The organism is Companilactobacillus mishanensis, assembly GCF_003946505.1.
Lineage (GTDB): Bacteria > Bacillota > Bacilli > Lactobacillales > Lactobacillaceae > Companilactobacillus > Companilactobacillus mishanensis.
Genome location: NZ_RHON01000001.1, coordinates 407,316 through 426,863, shown reverse-complemented (window position 1 = coordinate 426,863; position 19,548 = coordinate 407,316). Strand labels below are relative to the sequence as shown.

28 protein-coding genes, 1 tRNA gene and 1 other annotated feature are annotated in these 19,548 nt (G+C 35.6%); of the genes, 24 read left to right on the top strand and 5 right to left on the bottom strand.

The features are described from left to right. Positions 1-125: 125 nt before the first annotated feature. From greA to menC, 10 genes are all read left to right on the top strand, one after another. Positions 126-602, top strand: coding sequence for a transcription elongation factor GreA (gene greA / locus EKM63_RS02085; RefSeq protein ID WP_125703226.1), 477 nt, complete (start codon positions 126-128; stop codon positions 600-602). 61 nt (positions 603-663) lie between these two features. After that, entirely contained in the window at positions 664-960 is a 297-nt protein-coding gene (locus EKM63_RS02080) for a HesB/YadR/YfhF family protein (protein WP_125703224.1), read from the top strand. 38 nt (positions 961-998) lie between these two features. Further along, positions 999-3,095 (top strand): peptidoglycan D,D-transpeptidase FtsI family protein, encoded by a 2,097-nt coding sequence (locus EKM63_RS02075; RefSeq protein ID WP_377768682.1) that lies wholly within the window; start codon positions 999-1,001, stop codon positions 3,093-3,095. A 90-nt stretch (positions 3,096-3,185) separates the two neighbouring features. Further along, complete coding sequence (gene rpmG / locus EKM63_RS02070) at positions 3,186-3,335, top strand: 50S ribosomal protein L33 (protein ID WP_010623697.1); 150 nt, start codon at positions 3,186-3,188, stop codon at positions 3,333-3,335. A gap of 38 nt (positions 3,336-3,373) precedes the next feature. Beyond that, the gene (locus tag EKM63_RS02065; protein ID WP_225418241.1) at positions 3,374-3,940 is read left to right on the top strand and encodes a 5-formyltetrahydrofolate cyclo-ligase; all 567 of its coding nucleotides are present in this window, start codon (positions 3,374-3,376) and stop codon (positions 3,938-3,940) included. 1 nt (position 3,941) lies between these two features. Then, positions 3,942-4,613 (top strand): rhomboid family intramembrane serine protease, encoded by a 672-nt coding sequence (locus EKM63_RS02060; protein ID WP_125703218.1) that lies wholly within the window; start codon positions 3,942-3,944, stop codon positions 4,611-4,613. Further along, positions 4,606-4,839: a YqgQ family protein gene (locus EKM63_RS02055; protein ID WP_225418240.1), complete on the top strand. Its 234-nt coding sequence runs from the start codon at positions 4,606-4,608 to the stop codon at positions 4,837-4,839. The genes EKM63_RS02060 and EKM63_RS02055 overlap by 8 nt, the downstream gene beginning before the upstream one ends. Continuing rightward, positions 4,836-5,798, top strand: a complete 963-nt coding sequence (locus EKM63_RS02050; RefSeq protein WP_125703216.1) for an ROK family glucokinase — start codon at positions 4,836-4,838, stop codon at positions 5,796-5,798. The genes EKM63_RS02055 and EKM63_RS02050 overlap by 4 nt, the downstream gene beginning before the upstream one ends. A gap of 13 nt (positions 5,799-5,811) precedes the next feature. Beyond that, the gene (locus EKM63_RS02045) at positions 5,812-6,216 is read left to right on the top strand and encodes a rhodanese-like domain-containing protein (RefSeq protein ID WP_125703214.1); all 405 of its coding nucleotides are present in this window, start codon (positions 5,812-5,814) and stop codon (positions 6,214-6,216) included. Between the two features lie 52 nt (positions 6,217-6,268). After that, positions 6,269-7,399, top strand: a complete 1,131-nt coding sequence (menC, locus tag EKM63_RS02040) for an o-succinylbenzoate synthase (RefSeq protein WP_125703212.1) — start codon at positions 6,269-6,271, stop codon at positions 7,397-7,399. 46 nt (positions 7,400-7,445) lie between these two features. Here menC and EKM63_RS02035 read toward each other — a convergent pair whose 3' ends face one another. Beyond that, entirely contained in the window at positions 7,446-7,640 is a 195-nt protein-coding gene (locus EKM63_RS02035; protein WP_125703210.1) for a DUF3042 family protein, read from the bottom strand. Between the two features lie 86 nt (positions 7,641-7,726). On the opposite strand from EKM63_RS02035, the gene miaA reads away from it, so the two are divergent. Continuing rightward, positions 7,727-8,644, top strand: a complete 918-nt coding sequence (miaA, locus tag EKM63_RS02030; RefSeq protein ID WP_125703208.1) for a tRNA (adenosine(37)-N6)-dimethylallyltransferase MiaA — start codon at positions 7,727-7,729, stop codon at positions 8,642-8,644. Positions 8,645-8,719: 75 nt separating this feature from the next. Then, a tRNA-Arg gene (locus tag EKM63_RS02025) sits at positions 8,720-8,793 on the top strand. 230 nt (positions 8,794-9,023) lie between these two features. Here the strand turns inward: EKM63_RS02025 and EKM63_RS02020 are convergent. After that, on the bottom strand, positions 9,024-9,611 hold the full coding sequence (locus EKM63_RS02020; RefSeq protein ID WP_125703206.1) for a DUF5067 domain-containing protein: 588 nt from the start codon (positions 9,609-9,611) through the stop codon (positions 9,024-9,026). 246 nt (positions 9,612-9,857) lie between these two features. On the opposite strand from EKM63_RS02020, the gene EKM63_RS02015 reads away from it, so the two are divergent. Continuing rightward, complete coding sequence (locus EKM63_RS02015; RefSeq protein ID WP_125703204.1) at positions 9,858-10,451, top strand: sugar O-acetyltransferase; 594 nt, start codon at positions 9,858-9,860, stop codon at positions 10,449-10,451. Positions 10,452-10,695: 244 nt separating this feature from the next. On the opposite strand, the gene EKM63_RS02010 is transcribed toward EKM63_RS02015, so the two are convergent. From EKM63_RS02010 to EKM63_RS02000, 3 genes are all read right to left on the bottom strand, one after another. Next, on the bottom strand, positions 10,696-11,376 hold the full coding sequence (locus EKM63_RS02010) for a hypothetical protein (protein ID WP_125703202.1): 681 nt from the start codon (positions 11,374-11,376) through the stop codon (positions 10,696-10,698). 27 nt (positions 11,377-11,403) lie between these two features. Beyond that, positions 11,404-11,793: a hypothetical protein gene (locus EKM63_RS02005; protein WP_125703200.1), complete on the bottom strand. Its 390-nt coding sequence runs from the start codon at positions 11,791-11,793 to the stop codon at positions 11,404-11,406. 140 nt (positions 11,794-11,933) lie between these two features. Continuing rightward, complete coding sequence (locus tag EKM63_RS02000) at positions 11,934-12,113, bottom strand: hypothetical protein (protein WP_125703198.1); 180 nt, start codon at positions 12,111-12,113, stop codon at positions 11,934-11,936. A gap of 302 nt (positions 12,114-12,415) precedes the next feature. Between EKM63_RS02000 and EKM63_RS01995 the strand changes: the two genes are divergently transcribed. From EKM63_RS01995 to EKM63_RS01945, 11 genes are all read left to right on the top strand, one after another. Continuing rightward, complete coding sequence (locus tag EKM63_RS01995) at positions 12,416-12,676, top strand: hypothetical protein (RefSeq protein ID WP_125703197.1); 261 nt, start codon at positions 12,416-12,418, stop codon at positions 12,674-12,676. 93 nt (positions 12,677-12,769) lie between these two features. Beyond that, on the top strand, positions 12,770-14,461 hold the full coding sequence (locus EKM63_RS01990) for a glycosyltransferase family protein (protein WP_125703195.1): 1,692 nt from the start codon (positions 12,770-12,772) through the stop codon (positions 14,459-14,461). Positions 14,462-14,505: 44 nt separating this feature from the next. Beyond that, positions 14,506-14,574 (top strand) — a sequence feature (ribosomal protein L21 leader region). Between the two features lie 11 nt (positions 14,575-14,585). Continuing rightward, on the top strand, positions 14,586-14,897 hold the full coding sequence (gene rplU, locus EKM63_RS01985; protein ID WP_125703193.1) for a 50S ribosomal protein L21: 312 nt from the start codon (positions 14,586-14,588) through the stop codon (positions 14,895-14,897). Positions 14,898-14,902: 5 nt separating this feature from the next. Further along, positions 14,903-15,247: a ribosomal-processing cysteine protease Prp gene (locus EKM63_RS01980; RefSeq protein WP_125703191.1), complete on the top strand. Its 345-nt coding sequence runs from the start codon at positions 14,903-14,905 to the stop codon at positions 15,245-15,247. A gap of 12 nt (positions 15,248-15,259) precedes the next feature. After that, positions 15,260-15,532: a 50S ribosomal protein L27 gene (rpmA, locus tag EKM63_RS01975; RefSeq protein WP_125703190.1), complete on the top strand. Its 273-nt coding sequence runs from the start codon at positions 15,260-15,262 to the stop codon at positions 15,530-15,532. Between the two features lie 128 nt (positions 15,533-15,660). Further along, the gene (gene efp / locus EKM63_RS01970) at positions 15,661-16,224 is read left to right on the top strand and encodes an elongation factor P (protein ID WP_125703188.1); all 564 of its coding nucleotides are present in this window, start codon (positions 15,661-15,663) and stop codon (positions 16,222-16,224) included. A gap of 26 nt (positions 16,225-16,250) precedes the next feature. Then, on the top strand, positions 16,251-16,667 hold the full coding sequence (locus tag EKM63_RS01965; protein ID WP_125703187.1) for an Asp23/Gls24 family envelope stress response protein: 417 nt from the start codon (positions 16,251-16,253) through the stop codon (positions 16,665-16,667). Positions 16,668-16,671: 4 nt separating this feature from the next. Continuing rightward, on the top strand, positions 16,672-17,079 hold the full coding sequence (gene nusB, locus EKM63_RS01960) for a transcription antitermination factor NusB (protein WP_172968567.1): 408 nt from the start codon (positions 16,672-16,674) through the stop codon (positions 17,077-17,079). A 41-nt stretch (positions 17,080-17,120) separates the two neighbouring features. Next, the gene (locus EKM63_RS01955; RefSeq protein ID WP_125703183.1) at positions 17,121-17,969 is read left to right on the top strand and encodes a bifunctional 5,10-methylenetetrahydrofolate dehydrogenase/5,10-methenyltetrahydrofolate cyclohydrolase; all 849 of its coding nucleotides are present in this window, start codon (positions 17,121-17,123) and stop codon (positions 17,967-17,969) included. Beyond that, positions 17,962-19,314 (top strand): exodeoxyribonuclease VII large subunit, encoded by a 1,353-nt coding sequence (gene xseA / locus EKM63_RS01950; protein ID WP_125703181.1) that lies wholly within the window; start codon positions 17,962-17,964, stop codon positions 19,312-19,314. Before EKM63_RS01955 ends, xseA begins: the two co-directional genes overlap by 8 nt. Continuing rightward, a complete protein-coding gene (locus EKM63_RS01945) occupies positions 19,307-19,546 on the top strand; it encodes an exodeoxyribonuclease VII small subunit (protein WP_125703180.1) in 240 nt (79 codons plus the stop codon). Before xseA ends, EKM63_RS01945 begins: the two co-directional genes overlap by 8 nt. The last annotated feature ends 2 nt before the right edge of the window (positions 19,547-19,548 follow it).

Genomic DNA, 19,548 nt, shown 5'->3' with positions numbered 1-19,548 from the left:
TAAATAAATACTAAATGTCATCTAGTCATTTTGATTAGATGACATTTTGAAATTTTAGAATAGGGTAGGAATCCCGTAAAAAAGTCCAAATTAATTAGATCTATTGATTCATGGAGGAATTCAAAATGGCAGACAAAAGCTATCCAATGACAGCTGAGGGCAAGAAAAAACTTGAGGAAGAGTTAGATAATCTGAAACAAGTTAAGCGTCCCGAAGTCATTAATCGTATTAAAATTGCCAGAGGCTTTGGTGATTTATCAGAAAATTCAGAATATACATCCGCTAAAGATGAACAAAGTGTTGTTGAATCAAGAATTTCACAAATAATTGAAATGTTGCAATACGCTAATGTTATTGATACTGATGAAGTTGCAGAAGATGAAGTATCAGTTGGTAAGAAAGTAACTGTTCAGGAAGATGACGACGATCCAGAATTTTACACAATAGTTGGATCAGCTGAATCAGATCCTGATTCAGGTAAAATCTCAAACGACTCACCAATTGCTCAAGCATTGCTTGGTAAGCACGTGGGTGATGATGTTACTGTTCAAACACCTGCTGGAAGTTATACTTTAACAATTAAAGCCGTCGATGTTGCCTAACGAAAGCGTTTTCTGGTAAGCTAACCACATGTAGTTTATTATTATTACTGAGGTGAACGGAATGAAGATTGAAATTACAGAAGAAGCTTCAAAATGGTATCAAGATGCATGTGATTTAAAGCCCGGAGACGGTATCAGATTTTACGGTAAAGTTTACGGTAAAACCATGGTCCATGAAGGTTTTTCTATCGCATTTCGTAAAGAGGAACCAATCAAGCCCGAATCAAGTACAGTTGTTGATGGTATTACATATTTTATTACCGACAATGACACTTGGTTTTTCGCAAGATATGATTTAGAAGTACAATATGATCCTAAGACTGATGGACCAGATTACATTTTTAAATCGAATGAATAATGCTTTAGTATTTTGAAGGGAAACCTATGAAGAGAATACTGGATATAATTAGAAAAAGAACAGGTAGTCAAGCGAAGTCTACTATTCCCTTTCGTTTAAACCTGCTCTTTTTTATTGTCTTTGCGTTGTTTGCCTTATTGGTTGGACAACTTGCATATTTACAAATTGTATATGGTGGCAAGTTCCAAGCCGAGGTAGATAGAACTGATAAGACTGTAATGAAGGGTAGCGTTCCAAGAGGGATGATCTACGATTCAAAAGGTAGATTATTAGTCGGAAATTCGACCGAGAGCGCAATTACATACACAAAGAGTGCTGGAGTTAAATCGAGCAATATTTATCAAATCGTTAATCGTTTGACTAAATATGTAAAAATCGACAAAGGGAAACTTACTGATCAAGATAAAGCCGATTATATTTTGTCTGCACCTGGAAGATCTGACAAAGTTGCTAAACAGATGCCAAAGTCATATCGTCAGGCATCTGATGGAAGTACTTATTCCAATGCAAAAATCTATCAAAATGAAGTTAAATATATCAAAGAACAAGGTATACATTTAAGTGACGAGGACTTAGCAAAAGCAACATTATTCAAAACTATGAGTTCTGCTTATTCGTTATCGACAGTTTTCTTAAAAGATAAGGATTTGACTTCAAAAGAGATAGCCCAAGTAAGTGAGCATTTGACCGAACTTCCTGGTGTTAGTGTTGGAACAAACTGGAATCGTGAATATCCTCAAGGAAAGTCAATTGCCAGTGTTATTGGTGGCGTATCGACTGAGAAACAAGGAATTCCTGATGATGAGATCAATACAATGTTGGCATCAGGTTATTCACGTAATGACCGTGTCGGAACAAGTTATCTTGAAAAGAGTTACGAGTCAATTTTGGCTGGTACTAAGAGTGAGAAACAGGTTTCGATCGGATCCAATAATCAAGTTAAGAAGAGTACTGAAATTTATCCAGGTCAAAAAGGTGGAAACCTTAACCTAACTATTGATTCGGATTTCCAGAAAAAAGTCCAAAGTACTTTATCAACGGAATTCAGCTCTGCAAAGGCTGCTGGTATTACCAAATATTCTGACGGTGCATATGCAGTCGCAATGAATCCAAAAACTGGTGCTATTTTGGCCATGGCCGGTGTGAGAAACAATCCTCAAACTGGTAAGACTACTGAGGATGCGCTTGGAGTTATCAACAGAACCTTCGTAATGGGTTCTGCGGTTAAAGGTGCCACGGTACTTGGTGCGTTGATGGATGGAGTCATTACTCCCGACAATAATACATTGCCAGATAATCCTATTTATCTTCCTGGTACACCAGTTAAAAAGTCAGTTTATCCAATTGGTACATACAGCAGTTTGAATGCTGAATCTGCTTTGGAAGTTTCATCTAATGAGTACATGATGGCATTGGCTTTGAAAGAGGCACATGCGGATTATGTTCCCAACAAGAGAATCAAAATGAATCCCGACATCTTTTCTAAATTAAGAGGTTACTTCAACCAATTCGGATTAGGTGTCAAAACGGGTATTGATATTTCTGGTGAAACAAAAGGTATTGAAGGTTCAACTCATCTTAATGGTCAGTTGAAGACCGGTTCTGCACTGGATTTGGCCTATGGTAACTACGATGCCTATACACTGATTGAAATGGCACAATATATTTCAACAATTGCTAATGGTGGATATCGTATGCAGCCTTATATCGTAAATTCTATTCAAAAGACTAGAAATGACGGTAAAAAGGGTGCCATCGAATCTGTAACTCAACCTAAAGTATTAAATCGAGTTGGTTTTACAAATTCAGAATTAGGCGTTGTAAAACGTGGATTATACAAGGTTACTCATGGTAGTCAATATTGGACTACCGGAACAAGATTGAGAGACTTGTCTCCATCTGTATCAGCCAAAACTGGTACAGCACAGTCATTCTATTACAACCCTGATGACCCTAATAATCCTGATCCACCTGAAACCATTACTACAAGTTTGGTTTCATATGGACCATCAGATGATCCCAACATTGCGATGGCAATTGTATTTCCAAACTTGACTTCAGAGTCTGGTAGCTATCCTCAATTGGTAGCACATCAGATGTACGAGGACTATTACAAGTTAACTGGTCAAAAGTAATAATAAATTCGGTCTTTTAAAATGTTCAAAAAAATGGTATATTTTATTAGTTGAATTTAGTTAAGTAACATATGAAAGGATGTTCCAGTAATGAGAGTAAATATAACTATGGAATGTACATCATGTCATGAACGTACATATCTAACAAGCAAAAGCAAACGTAACAGCCCTGATCGCTTAGAACTTAAGAAATACTGTCCTCGCGAACGTACCGTTACATTGCATCGTGAAACAAAATAAACAACAGGTAAAATTCCTGTTGTTTTTTTTTACTGGAGGTGAAGTTTTTGGATAAAGTTAGCTTTAGAAAACAACAAATTGATACAGTAAATAGTTTCATGAAAACAGATCAAGCCCAAAAAGAAATCAATGAGATATACTTTCAGCTCTTTGATAATGCAGATTTTAAAGCAGCAAAATCTGTTGGTATAACATTAAGTATTGAAAATGAAATTCCAACCTTTCCAATAATCAATAAGTGTTGGGAAGACGGAAAATCAGTCTATATTCCTAAGACTTTCTCAGATTACTCGATGAATTTTGTTAAGTATGAACGAGATACTGAATTGGAAACAAGTTCGTTTGGAGTTAGAGAACCAAAGGAATATAAAAAAGAAATTTTAGATCCTCCAGAATTAATTATTGTTCCCGGTGTTGCATTTTCACGTGAGGGTAACAATAGACTTGGTTTTGGTGCCGGATATTATGATCGTTATTTGGCCCAATATCCAACTAAAACTATCGCATTAGCTGTGTCAAGACAGTTCTTTATCAAGACTCCTTGGCCAGTATTCACACTAGATAAACCAGTAGACCAAATCATTTCAGTAGCAGAGGATGAATAATATGTCAGCTCGACAAGAAAAGCCTTTTGTAACCTGGATCCTTTTGATGGCAATTGCCATTATGTTTGTTTTGGAATCATTAAGTGGTGGATCTACAAGTGTTCAGACACTATTAGCACTTGGTGCAAAAACTAATTTTGCGGTCCAAGGTGGAGACTGGTGGCGTTTAATAACACCAATTTTCTTACACATAGGTGTTATTCATATTTTGACTAATGGTTTCACACTATTTTATGTAGGTTCGATTTTAGAGCCTATGATAGGGCATACAAGATACTTTGTTATTTTTATGCTGAGTGGAATCGTTGGTAATTTAGCCAGTTTTGCTTTTGGTGCCAACAATGCTATTTCTGCCGGTGCCAGTACTTCATTGTTTGGAATGTTTGCTGCTTTTCTTGCATTAGCCTTGATCTATAAAGAAAATAATTTCCTGAGAGAACTTGGTAAAACATTCTTAGCTCTTATCGTGATAAACTTGTTGATGGATTTGACTATGACAGGTATCGATATTTGGGGTCATCTTGGTGGAGCATTAGGTGGGTTCTTGCTAGGAATTTCGTTAGGGATACCTGGTGTGAAACGTCCAAATGTTTTAATCAGGATAGCATCACTAATTGTTTTACTAGTAATATCGTATTATATGTACACAAAGGGAATGGTAGTGTATGGATAATAAAATGAACTTGCGTACGATGTACGACGTTCAGCAACTTTTAAAAAAATATGGCACCTATGTTCATCTTGGTAAACGTATCTGGGATATTGAACTGATGTCAATTGAATTAAGAAACATTTATAAAAATGAAATGATAGATAAACCTACATTTATAAAAGCTCAGTTAGTCCTAAAATCTGAGCATCGTAAAGAAGAAAAAAAAGAAGAGGAAAGTTCAAAGTGACAGATAAAAAATTAATCGGTGTTGACCTCGGTGGTACAACTATCAAATTTGCCATTCTCACATTAAAGGGTGAGATTCAACAAAAATGGAGTATGGAGACTAATATTCTTTCTGACGGTCAATTGATTATTCCTGATATTATTGATTCAATCAATCATCACATTGAAATGTACGGAATGAAAGCTGATCAATTCGTAGGAATCGGTTTGGGATCTCCTGGTACAATCAATTTTGAAGAAGGCACTATTAAGGGTGCATATAACCTTAATTGGCAAAATTCAGTTTATCCCGTTCGAGATATCGAAAAGGGTACAGGTATTCCTGTTAAAATTGAAAATGACGCTAACGTGGCCGCATTAGGTGAAAGATGGATGGGTGCCGGTAACAACGCAAATGATGTTGTCTTTGTTACGCTTGGTACTGGTGTTGGTGGTGGAATCATCGCTAACGGTAATATTTTGCATGGTGCAGCTGGTGCTGCCGGTGAAATTGGACATGTTACAGTTGATCCAAATGGGTTCATGTGTACTTGTGGTAAACGTGGATGCCTTGAAACTATCGCATCTGCAACTGGTATCGTTCGTGTAGCACGTGATCGTGCATCCGAATATGCTGGTAAATCAGAATTAAAAGCAATGCTAGATGATGGTCAGGATATTTCTGCAAAGGATGTATTTGACTTGGCTAAAGAAAACGATGATCTTGCCTTGATCGTTGTTAACTATGTTTGTGATTCACTTGGATTTGCGTTAGCAAATATTGCTAACTCATTAAATCCTAAGTACGTTATCATTGGCGGTGGTGTTTCTGGTGCCGGTAAGTATTTGACTGACAAAGTTGATGCTGCAATGAAGAAAAATGAATTTGCAACTATCAGAGAGTCTACTGAGTTGAAGCTTGCAAGTTTAGGTAATGAAGCTGGTGTTATAGGAGCAGCTTCTTTGATAAAAGTTGATTAGAGGGATTTTTTAGATGCAAATTGTAAATATCGTTTTATATGTTATTGCTATTGGCTTTTTACTTTATTTTGCTGGTTCATGGTTATATTACAGATACCAAGGCAAAAAACTCAATGGAGCTATTAGTCAAAAAGAGTTTGAAGAAAATATGAGACGTGCCCAAATTGTTGATCTTCGTGAGAAAAACAGTTTTGACGCCAAACATATCTTAGGTGCAAGAAATTTACCTTATTCACAACTCAAATATGTAGAAGGAGAATTACGTCCTGATTTACCAGTTTATTTGTATGATGAACGTAAATCTATTTGTGTTCGTGCAGCTTTGAAGTTTAAAAAATGGGGCTTTGAAGATGTTAACTGGTTGGAAGATAAGTTTTCTGATTGGGAAGGCAAAACAAAGAAGACTACAAAATTATAAAATATTGCAGACTGAAGCGTAGCTTCGGTCTTTATTTGTATGCGGTGAAAAAATGAAAATTGTTGAATATAAAATGCATCAGTTAATTATGAGACTTAAACAGCCTTATAGATTTGCTAGTTATGAATATCGAACTCGACCAATCAATATATTGATGATCAAGGATGAACTTGGTAATATCGGTTTGGGCGAAGTAGAGGCTTTTGAATTTCCAAATTATGTGGACGAAATCCAATCACAGTGTGTTAGATCGATAAATACAAGAATAATGCCACTTTTAGGTGGCAAAAACTATGAGACACCGTTTGAATTCAGTCGTTTCATTAACTCCATGAACAGTCCCAAAATGGCTAGTGCAGCAGTTGAGATGGCAGTCTGGGATTTGTTTTCAAAAAGAAATAATGTGTCATTTCAGCAATTGCTATTTTCAACTATCGGACAGATGAACAATTTACCTGCCAAAGTTGAAGTTGGAGTCGCAATCGGAATTCACAACAACTCAATTCAGATGATTGATGAAATTCAGAAGCAGATAGATAAGGGATATAATCGAATTAAACTGAAGATAAATCGTGGCACAAAAATTTCTGACTTAGTTGAGATAAGACGTCATTTTCCAAAAGTTTTAATGATGATTGATTGTAATTCTCAATTTGGATTGCGGGACAAAAGTTTTTTCCAAAGTATCGACAATTTGGATTTTGCCATGATCGAACAGCCTTTTGGAAAAAAGGACTTTAAGGATCATGCAAAACTTCAAAGTATTATTCGCACGCCAATTTGTTTGGATGAGAATATACTTACTAGTGATGATGTCATGAAGGTTTTTAATAAGCACAGTGGTCAGTATATCAACATGAAAATTGCCAGAGTCGGTGGGGTGTCTAACGCTCTGGCAATGACAAATTTAGCAATTCAAAATGGATTAAAAGTATGGTGTGGTGGAATGCTGGAGACAGGCGTTGGGCGTGCATTTAATCTTGCATTTGCAAGTTTGCCGTTCTTCCAATTTCCAGGAGACATTTCTGCTTCAGATAGATATTATATTAATGATATTACTGAACAAAGTTTCATGATTAATAATGGAGAAATGTCGATTCCTCAAGGCGATGGAATCGGAGTCAATCTAAGTCACATGGCTCAAATTGCTTTTGATAATGAAGAATGGATCAATTTAGGGTAAATAAAAAGAGTGAACATGATGTCCACTCATTTTATTTCTATTTTAATTAACCTTGATGAGCTTGTAGGCTCTTTCTGTTTGCACGACGACGGTTTGCTTCAATACGGTCGTTTTCAGCATCTTCTGGTTCAATAACTGATTTCTTGAAAGCGTGCAATGCTCCATAAACTGCAGTAGCAGTTGTTAATGAGCCGAATAAAAAGCCCTTAACGAAGCGGAAATGTTTTTGTTTTTGTGCCATAGTTGGTTACCTCCTGTCTTCATTCTCCATTATGTATTACTTTGTTAAAAAAATCTATAAATTACATAATTTATTGAGGTGTTATTTTGCAAAAAGTAGTTGCAATCGTTGGTCCAACAGCAGTTGGTAAAAGTGCATTAGGATTAAAACTTTCACAAAAGTTTTCAGGAGAGATTATTTCTGGAGATTCAATGCAAATATACAGAGGACTAGATATTGGTACTGCCAAGGATTCAAAAGCAGAATTAAAGCTTGTTAAACATTATTTAGTGGATATTTGCGATGTTGACCAAAGATATACAGTAAAGGATTTTCAAACTAATGCTTTACATTTGATCGATGAAATTATCAAAGAAAATAAAAATCCCTTCATAGTTGGTGGTACGGGGTTTTATTTGAATTCATTAGTTAAGAACTTAGAATTAGGTGGAGATTCTACAACTGATCCTGATTTACGTGAAAAATTATTGTTAATTGAAAAAGAACAAGGGATCCAAGGTTTACAATCTGAGCTTGAAAATACAGACCCAGAAGCACTGAATTCAATCGATATGGATAATCCACGCCGTATTATGAGAGCAATTGAGGTCTACAAGACAACAGGGAAGTCTATTGTCAGCCAACAAAATGGTGATGATCTTGCTGAATTCTGTATCATAGGTTTAACCGATGATAGGGAACAACTGTATAACCGGATTAATTCACGGGTCGATAAAATGATTGAAATGGGTCTATTGGATGAAGCAAAATCCGTTTTTGAGAATCAAGATAATATACCTCAAGCTAAGAATGGGATTGGATATAAAGAGTTGTTTCCGTATTTTGAAGGAAAAGCTGAACTTGAAGATTGTGTGTCTGAAATCAAAAAGAATTCCAGACATTTTGCTAAAAGACAGATGACATATTTCAGGAACCAAATGGATGTTGATTGGTACAATATTACCGATGAACCAGACTACCAGGTGAAGATAGAGCATAAGGTAACTGATTTTCTACAAAAATAATACCAGTGAAAAAATATTTTTTTAAATACATCGTTGACAGTTATAGGTACGTTTATATATAATAGTTCAAGTGATGTCGCAGTGGCTCAGCTGGATAGAGCAACGGTCTTCTAAACCGTAGGTCATGAGTTCGAATCTCATCTGCGGCATATTATGCATATGTACATCGTATGTCGAAACAATAAAAAGACTACTAATCGTTGATAAAACAACGTTTGGTAGTCTTTTTTATTACCCAATTATTTGGGACAAATGTATGATTTTATACACTTTTTATATTTTTTGCACACCTTTTGCACACTTCTTGTCATTCTTGAAAGAAGTGTTTTATTCTCCAGAGATTATTCAAAAAGATAAGCCCATTTCAGGCTTACTTTATCTATTGTTGGACGTTATAAGTTTTGCTACCTAAAGTTTTAAAATCACTATTTTCAAAAGATACTTTAACTGGTGAATCGTTTTCAAGTGAATATATCATCACAGCTTGAGTGGTTTTTCCCGGTAATAATTTGTCATTCAATGCATCTTCATATTTTTGAAGTGGACTGTCAGCATTCTCATCCAGTGCGACCATTCCTGGAAGTAACTGTTTGTTTGCTGTATCGGTCTTTTGATAAGCGTGTGAGACTATATAGATATTTGATGGATCCTGTTCCTTGTTTGAATTGTTAGTAACATCAGTATAAATAACTAATACCTTTTTCCCGTCTTCGCTTGAATCTCTAACTTCTGATTTTGTAAGTTTATATGTTAAAATTCCGGCACTGAATACATCGTTCTTAAAAGACCACTTGTTATTTTTTGCATCAGCACCTGTTTTTACTTGGGTACTCTTTTCTGCTTTCTCTGTTTTTTCATCGGTTGACTTACTAGATTTGCTGTCACTATTTCCATTCGAGCACCCAACCAGCGCTGTTGAAAGTAAGATGGTAGTAATTAGACCTAAAGTAACACTTCTTTTCTTCATAATATGTAATCCTCCCCAGGATGTTTATCAGCTTTTAACGTCTTCATATTTTGGACGATCTCGTTTGTGGGATAGATAGGGAAGGAAACTTTTTGGAAACGCTTATTTGAACTTCAGTATATCAATTAACAGTATTGAGTAATATAAAATTTTATCGAATGTATGGTAAATTTGTACTGTATTTATTTTAAAAAGTTTGGCGCACGCTAATAGAATGATGTATCTACAAAATGACGGAGGGAAATTTTGGATATTTTAAAAAAGATGACTAGTCAAGAAACTTATGTCTCAAAAAATTTTGAGATGCCACACGAATTGCAAACTACGGCTAAGGAAATTTGCTGGGAATATAATCAGTCCAAGCCAACTGATACAAAATTACGAAGTCGTTTGATCAATAAATTATTTGGCACTTCAACTGACTTGACCTTCATAGAACCTGACTTTCATTGTGATTATGGTTTTAACATCCATTCTCACGGTCTGGCGGTAATAAATTATAATTGTACGATTTTGGATACATCACCCGTACATATTGGAGCAGGAGCTTTTATAGCTCCGGGAGTCGTTTTGGCATGTTCAGGTCATTCTATGGATGCTGGGGAACGCGCGTCAGGAATTGGGACTAGTTCACCAATAACTCTTGAAGATAACGTATGGATCGGTGCCAATTCAGTAGTAGTTGGTGGCGCAACAATCGGTGAGGGGAGCATTATCGGTGCTGGAAGTGTCGTCAATAAAGACATCCCCTCTGGTGTAGTTGCGGTTGGAAGTCCATGCCGTGTAATCAGAAAGGTAACTGAAAAGGATAAATTATCAAAAAATGATCCTACCAAGTAATAAGGTAGAATCATTTTTAAATTGGAGCCGATTATTGTGTGCCATTTGATGGGCCTATACTGCATAGGATAGTAATTTTAAGGGTATGACGGTGTTTTGTTGGTCGGTACGGAAATTAGGCATGTCTAAGAAAATAATCCGTTATGAAGCTTTAAAGTGGATATATTCAAATGGGCAATAACCTCAGATTGGTCAAAAAAATGGAGGTAAAACAATATGATAGTTTATCTCCATTTATTTATAATTATTTGATATTGATTTTCAATGAGTCTGTAATCGTAGCTTTGCCCTTGTTCAACGACATCTTATTCAATAGCTTATTGGGTTGGGCAAAAGGCTCATATAAGTAATATGCATCTGAGCTCTTGAACAACGAGTCATAATTTCCTGATCCAACGTAATCGGAATAGTTGCTGTCTAATGAATTAACATCTGCTTGTGTGAAGAAAATTGCGAATGATAGTTCATCAACTTCTTTGCCTGTTTCATCAGTATAGGCACCGTCGCCGTAAAAAATAACTCCTTTTTTGGCCGCATCATAGGAACCAACAGACTGTAACTCATCAGTCAACTGACCAAAAGAATTGGATGCACTAGTGTCAGAGGATGCGTCAACATTGTCTACTTTGACAATTAATTTTCCGGTATTCTTGGATTTATATATTTTATTGATAGAAGATGCATTATTGTCAGAGAACTTGATCTTCTCATACTTTTCGATTGCCGAAACTGATGCGTTATTGGCTGGTTTCTGAGGTGTGGAGTTCCTATCACAGGAAGCAAAACCTACAATAATTGCGACAATAATCACAGCAATTGTAATGATTAGTGCCAATCCTGCTCGAAAAGTGAGCTTTTTGTTAATTTTCTTCTGCTCTTCTATTTGTTTTTTATTCCATTCAGGTAATTTTCCCTTGTCGTTCATAATGATCGGTCCTTTTGTAAATGAAACTTATTTTGCTATGCTAGAGAATTCAATTTTTTGGCGATATGGCTTTTTCAAAAGTTTATCGATATAGCTGATTTCGACAGTTTCAATTTTTTTATTTTCATCCGGAACAATTGTAAAATTAGCAGATTGTCCAGGGACAAAATTAACACCATTAAATTCTTCGACGTATTTGTAATCAGGATTGAGAAAGATTTCTGCAATTTCAGCATTTGATCTACCAGTATTTTTTATCGTAAAAGTACTTTCGTCTACCTTGTTAACGACAAAGTAGGGACGATTGATTTCTTTAAGGTAATTGTTGAGCCTAAAGAGGGGGATGGTGATTAAAACCACACCGGTAATAATTGCCACGGTTAAAATAATTTTGATAATGAGTAAAGTGATTTCCATAATTTCCTCCTAATAAATACATCAATATAGTTCAATTATAAACAATTAAGTCATGTATGTGGTAAAACCTTACAAATTATTACAATGCATAAAAAAAAGAAGTATCCGTCTATAGACAAATACTTCCGGCAAAAATTATTTTAAAGTAATTCCTTACGACGATTTTGAATGATTTTTTCAAGTTCATCTAAGTCAGTCAAAGTGGACTTTTTCCTAATAAAACTACGAGCAGAAGATCTCATGGCGATGTAATTTGCTCTTTTTCTATTTTTTCGATGCCATTTTTCGTTGGCTCTTTTTTGTGCTTCAGTTAGTACCATAATTACTCCCCTACAAAAAGCTTTTACTAATGATGAAATTATAAACGGTAAAGCATGATGAAAGCAAGGCAATATAAAAATAATTATGTAAAAATACAATAAAAGTGAAAAAATATAATGGTAAAAGTAATAAATATTAAGTATTTGGGAATATTAGGACAATATATTATAAATGTCGCAAATATTTTGTTTTAAATAAAAATATCATATTGCAATGTTAAAAAAATAATCATAAAATAAGAGTGTTGTGTTTTATAGTACAAAGTCGAACCGCGACTTGGGGATTATTCGAGGTGGCATACTTGAAAAGAAAGTATTTGTATTTTATTACCATTACTTTTATCGTGATTGATTTAGTCTTTTCAGTTTTAACCAAATTGGGCATAGTTGATAATCTAGTTGGTATGATCGTAGGGGCAGTGCTTATAGTTGCACTGTATGTGATCATCAGGACTATTACCAGAGTGAACTGGCGCCGGGGTAGGTTGGCAATATCACTACTTAGCGCAGTATTCATTTTCCTATCAGTTTTGCCACTAGTAACAACGCAAATTGTTGTTTAAATTATAAATATTATTGGATTAGGACAATTTCGTTTTGTCCTAGTCCTTTTTTAGTGTAGATTATTAGGTAGTTAAAAATTAGGGGAACTTTAAATGACTAGTAAAAAGCTTCGAACAATTATTTTTGGAATAATATTTTTAGTATTAAGTATTTTATATACAATGCTGTTTGCACCAAACGGAAATGTTCGGCTCATGGATAGTTATGATTTGCTGTTCCATATGAATCGAATTCAAAGTTTGAGCAATATTTTTGTGTCGCCTGTAAACTTCAGTAGTTGGGGTCATGCAGGTAACATGACAAGCTTGTTTTATCCGTGGCTGACTATTTTCCCTGGCTTTTTGATTTTTCAATTGTTTGGAAATCCAGTTTTAGGCTTTCTAGTATATCTTACAGTAATCAATTTCTGTACATTTGTTAGTGCTTATTATTTCATGAAAAAGTTTTCTAACAATACATTGCAATCGTTTTTGTTTTCTATTATATATACTTTAGCCTTTTTTAGAGCGGCAAGTGTTTTTTACCGAGCCGGCCTAGCGGAGTATATTTCGTACATATTCATTCCAATGATCTTTTATGAGTTCTATCAGTTACTGATAGGTAAATTCAACAAGTGGCCATTGTTCGCATTGAGTTTTGCATTAGTTGTGATGACACATCCCTTGTCAGCATTTACGACCGCCATCATGTTAGTGCCACTAGTTCTACTTGTTTTATTTTCTAAAACTTCACATAGCTGGAAATATTGGTTAGATTTGGTCTATTCAGGGGTTAAATCAATTTTCTTTGTTGGATTGACAACTATTGGATTTACTCTTCCAATGTATCAACAGCAAAAGTATATTTCAGTGAATAGGCCAGCAGTGATTGATCTATGGTCGACTGCGAAAGATCCAGTATTGTTATTCCAAGATGCAATGAAGGCTGACGTTCGAAGTTACTCGTTTGGGGCCATTTTTGTATTTGCATTAATCTTGTTACTGATATTTGTTTGGCGAGATCAACTGAAGTATAAAATTATCGCGATTGAAGCAGTACTTGCACTTTTGTTATCAACTAACTTGATCCCATGGAATACGCTGCAAGATAGCTTTTTGAATTATTTACAATTCCCTTGGAGATTTTTAAATCCCTTCACATTTTTCATAGCAATTTACTTGAGTCATATTCTAGCAATGCTAGTTGATAAGAGGTCTGGGCTTTTGAAAGTCTCAGTCGCAGTTGTCATGATACTGATTTGTAGCTTCCAAATTTATGTTAGCGGAACTAAGTTGAATGGTCAGATCACGTTGGTGAAAGATACACCTGTTGTGAAACAATCGGAATCCAACTATATCGTAAGAAGATATAATCAACATGATTATTATCCAAATCGAAGCTTAAAATACTTCCAGGATATCGGAAGACATCACTTTATAGTAAATGACCACAAAACAAAACTTCATTATAAATATACGGATTCCAATTATACTGTTAAATACTATAATCAAGACCCCGTCACGATGGATATACCTGTTTTAGTTTATAAAGGTTTAGATGTCACTATTAATAATGAAAAAACTAATTATACGATTTCCAAACGAGGAACTGTTGAAGTAAAAACCAAACCAGGCCAAAATGTAATTCAACTTTCATATCACTATTCAACTGTGGCAAAAGCAGCAATAGGATTGAACGTTGTCAGTGCAGGACTATTGATTTGGTTATGCGTCAATGATGGCAAGCTACTTTATAAAAAGAAAAAAGATACAGATACAAAAGAACTAAAGTCTAAAAATAGTTGAAAATTATATTAATCTTTGCTATATTTTATTAGTTGCAATCACTATTGCATCTACAACCGCTCAAAATTAGGTTAAAGCCTAACGGCACCTAATTGGCGAGTCTTAGAAGGGAGTGTACGAATATATGTACGCAGTAATCAAAACCGGTGGTAAGCAATATAAGGTTGAAGAAAATGATTCAATCTTTATTGAAAAACTTGATGTTAAAGAAGGGGACGCAGTTACATTTGATGATGTAATTTTAGTTTCTGACGGAGATAGCATTAAAGTGGGAGATCCAGTTGTTAAGGGAGCTTCAGTTTCAGGTAAAGTAGAAAAACAAGGTAAAGACAAGAAAGTCGTTACTTACAAATACAAACCTAAGAAGCACTCACATACAAAGACTGGTCACCGCCAACCATATACAAAGGTACTTATCGATAGTATCAAAGGTTAATACTTATGATTAAAGCAAGTTTTCATAGAAACGATGATAACAAAATTGATTCATTTCTGATTCTAGGCCACGCTGATTCTGGCCCATATGGTCAAGATTTAGTTTGTGCCGCTGTTTCAGCAGTAACAATTGGAACTATCAACAATCTTGAAAAACTTACCAAGATCACGCCTCAAGTCGTTTTAGACGAGGTAAACGGTGGTCATCTTGGCTGTCGTATAACTGGAACGGTGTCACACGACACCGGATTGTTGTTGGAGAATCTGTCGGAGATATTAATCGATATCGAAGGAAGTTATCCAAAAAATATCACAGTTAAAAATGAAAAAAATACGATCGAATTTGATTAGGAGGTAAACTTCATGCTTAAAATGAATTTACAATTTTTCTCTCACCATAAAGGTGGAGGTTCAACTACTAACGGCCGTAACTCAGCTGGTCGTAGATTAGGCGCAAAACGTGCTGATGGACAACCTGTTACATCTGGCCAAATTATCTACAGACAACGTGGTACAAAGATTCATCCAGGTGCTAATGTTGGACGTGGTGGCGATGATACATTGTTCGCTCTTGCAGACGGTGTTGTTAAGTTCGAAAGACTTGGCAAAGATAAGAAAAAGGTTTCAGTATACTAATAAACCGCTAAAGAGGACATTGTCCTCTTTTTTTTATATATAAACCACTTAATATTGCCATAAGCGCGGTAATATTGGTAAAATAAAGGGAACAGATTTTTTTAACGTTTAAAATTGAGGAGAGAATTATGTCAATTTCAGTAAATGAATTTAAGAACGGTTTGACAATTGAAGTAAAAGACGGCATTTGGCGTGTTATCGAGTTCCAACATGTTAAGCCAGGTAAAGGTAGTGCCTTTGTTCGTTCAAAGCTCAAGAACTTGAGAACAGGTGCTGTTCAAGAAATGACTTTCAGATCAACTGCTAAAGTTGAGAAAGCTACTATCGAGAACAAGAAGATGCAATATCTATATGCTGATGGTACTAACCATGTCTTCATGGATACTACAACATACGAACAACTTTCACTTCCTGAAGAACAAATCAAAGATGAATTGAAATATTTGAAGGAAAATATGGAAGTTAACATTATGATGTTCGGTACTGAAACACTTGGTGTTGATGTTCCTAACACTGTTGACTTAAAAGTTACTGCCACTGAAGCAGGTATCAAAGGTGATACACAATCTGGTGGATCAAAACCTGCAACTATGGAAACAGGATTAGTAGTTCAAGTACCATTCTTCGTTAACGAAGGTGATATGCTAACTATTAATACTCAAGATGGAACTTATATTTCACGTGCAAATTAATTTATAGTTATTGGAGATAGAAGTTAATGGCTGATCAAAAATACGTAACATTACAAGATGATGGTAGAGTTCAAGGTAATGTCGAAATCTCTCATCAAGTAGTTGAAATATTGCTCGGAATCGCCACAAATCAAGTTGATGGCGTTTATGAGATGCGCGGTACAATATCTAACCGAATAAACTCTTTATTTGGTAGAATGAATCATGGAAAAGGTGTAGATGTAGTCTTTAGTGACGATAAAGTGTCTGCAAACGTCTATGTTTATCTAGAGTACGGAGTCTCAATTCCCAAAGTATCACTAGAGATACAAAGATCAGCTATTGAACAACTAGAATTCATGACTGATTTAGATTTAACAGAAATCAATGTGCATGTTGTTGGTCTAATTGCCAAAAAAGGAAATGGTGAATTAGAACGAGTAACTGCGGATAAAAAGGAATAAATCATTGAGTATAAATAGACACGAAATCAGAGAAATTGCAGTTCAATCACTTTTTTCCATAGAGACGACCGAGGATGATGCTGAGACCGCTATTCAGTCAACGATGCAGTTATGTGATCTAACTGAAGAAGAGGTACCAGATTATTTGATGTTCCTAGTTTCTGGGACGCTTGATAAACAAGACGAATTAGATTCAGAAATTTCCAAACAATTGAAAGACAAATGGACAGTAAAACGTTTGTCTAGGATTGACCGTACCATTTTACGTATGGGGCTATTTGAAATGGAAAATAGTCTAGAAGTTCCAAAAAAGGTTGCTATTGATGAAGCGATTGAATTAGCCGGTGATTTTGGCGAAAAGGATTCAAAAGCCTTTGTTAATGGAATCTTATCTAACTTTGTTGAAGGGTAGGCTGGTACAGTAAACGTGCCAGCCTTTTTATGGTAAATGACATGAAATTATTAGATGGAAAAAAAGTTGCGGGAGCATTAGATGAAAAGATGACTCTCCGTGTTGAAGATTTAAAGAAAAAGGGTATTACTCCAAGTATTGCTGTTATCTTAGTTGGTGACAGTGGTGCTAGTTCAGTTTACGTTAGAAATAAGAGAAGACGTGCTGAAAAACTGGGTATGGATTTTCAACTGATTCACTACAAAGATGATGTGTCTGAAAATGAACTTTTGGCTAAAATTGACGAACTTAATAACGACAAAACTGTTGATGGATTTATTGTTCAATTGCCATTACCAAAGAGTATTAACGAAGAACGTGTTATCCAAGCAATTGATTCGAAAAAAGATGTCGATGGCTTCGCACCAGACAACGTTGGAAATCTTTGGATCGGTGAACCACACACAAAACCTGCAACAGCTGCAGGTATTTTGATGATGTTAGATTATTACGATGTTGATCTGGATGGCAAGAATGTCGTTATCATTGGACGTAGTAATATCGTTGGTAAACCCGTTGCAGCAATGATGCTTGCTAGAAATGCTACAGTCACAATTGCACATTCGCATACAAAGAATCTTAAAGAATTGGCAAAAACTGCTGATATTTTAGTTGTTGCAATTGGACAAGCTAAATTTGTTACTAAGGATTATGTGAAAGACGGTGCCGTGGTCGTTGATGTTGGAATGGATCGTGATGAAAACGATAAGCTTTGTGGAGACGTTGACTTTGCTGACGTTGAGAATACAGCTTCAATGATGACTCCAGTGCCTGGTGGAGTTGGACCTATGACAATTACTGCATTGATGGACCAGGTCCTTGAACTTGCAGAGGCGAGAGCAAATGCCTGATTCAGATAAATATTTAACGGTTACTGCATTAACACAATATATTAAACGCAAATTTGACGTGGATCCCTATTTGGGACACGTCTATTTGATGGGAGAAATTTCTAATTTTAGGTTAAGACCAAATGCTCATCAATATTTCTCGTTGAAAGATGACAAAGCTAAGATTTCTGCAATTATGTTCAAATCTGCATTCAGCAAGGTGAAGTTTCAACCTGAAGAAGGTATGAAGGTTTTAGTTAGAGGTCGTGTTTCCCTTTATGAATCGACTGGTGCCTATCAGATTTATGTAGATTCAATGGAGCCTGATGGGTTGGGATCTTTGTATCTTGCTTTTGAACAATTGAAGCAGAGATTGCAAAAATTGGGTGTATTTAGTCAACCCAAGATGCCAATTACAAAGTTCCCCAAAAAGATTGCGGTCGTTACTAGTGAATCAGGAGCGGTTATTCACGACATTATGACAACTGTTAAAAGACGATATCCGATTGTTCAATTAGTCTTATTTCCTGCACAAGTGCAGGGGGATGCGGCTGCACCAGCAATCGTTGAACGTTTGAATCAGATTAATGCTATTGGGGATTTTGACACGATAATTATTGGTCGTGGTGGTGGATCTATTGAAGATTTATGGCCGTTTAACGAGGAAATAGTCGCTGAGGCTATTGTTAATAGTAAAATTCCAGTAATTTCTTCTGTTGGTCACGAAACTGATACTACAATTGCCGACTTAGTTGCAGATTTACGTGCACCGACTCCAACTGCAGCAGCAGAATTGGCAACTCCAGTTTTGAGGGATGTTTTAACAGATATTCAAAAAATGGAGATCAGATTGGAAACTGCACAAAATAAGATTCTTGATACATATCGAGATAAGATAAAGAATCTAGCTGAGACTGGTGTTTTGCAACATCCAGAAAGAATCTATGAAGTTTATTTGCAAAAAGTTGATAATTTGACCACAAAATTGATTCAAGACACCAATAATTATGTTGGACGTGGCAAAGAAAGACTTTGGAACAATGAAAACAGATTAGTTCAAGTATCACCACAATCTCAAATCAAGAATTATCAAGCTCGTGTTGCAAATGATTTCCAAAGAATGGCACGTTCAACTAGTGCTTTGCTTAGCAGGCAAAGAAGTGCTTTTGGGAAACAAGTCGGTTCGTTGGATTCATTGAGTCCTTTAAAAACTCTTAGTCGTGGATATGCCGTAGCATCAGATGATGATGGAAAAGTATTGAAGGACGTTTCAGATTACAAAGTTGGTAAAAACGTTAATTTAAGAGTTCATAATGGTTCAGTAAAATTGGTGACAAAAGATATTAGTGAGGAAAAAGATGGCTGAAAAGAAAAAAAGTTTTGAAGAAAATATGGCAGATCTAGAACAAATCGTTACTGATTTGGAAAAAGGTAATGTTCCATTAGAACAAGCTATGGAAAAATTCAAATCTGGAGTAGCATTGAGCAAGAGTCTCGAGAAAACTCTTTCCGAAGCTGAATCTACTGTTACCAAAGTTATGGCTAAAGATGGATCTGAATCAACAATCAACGATGAAAATGATAAGGACGAAAATTAATT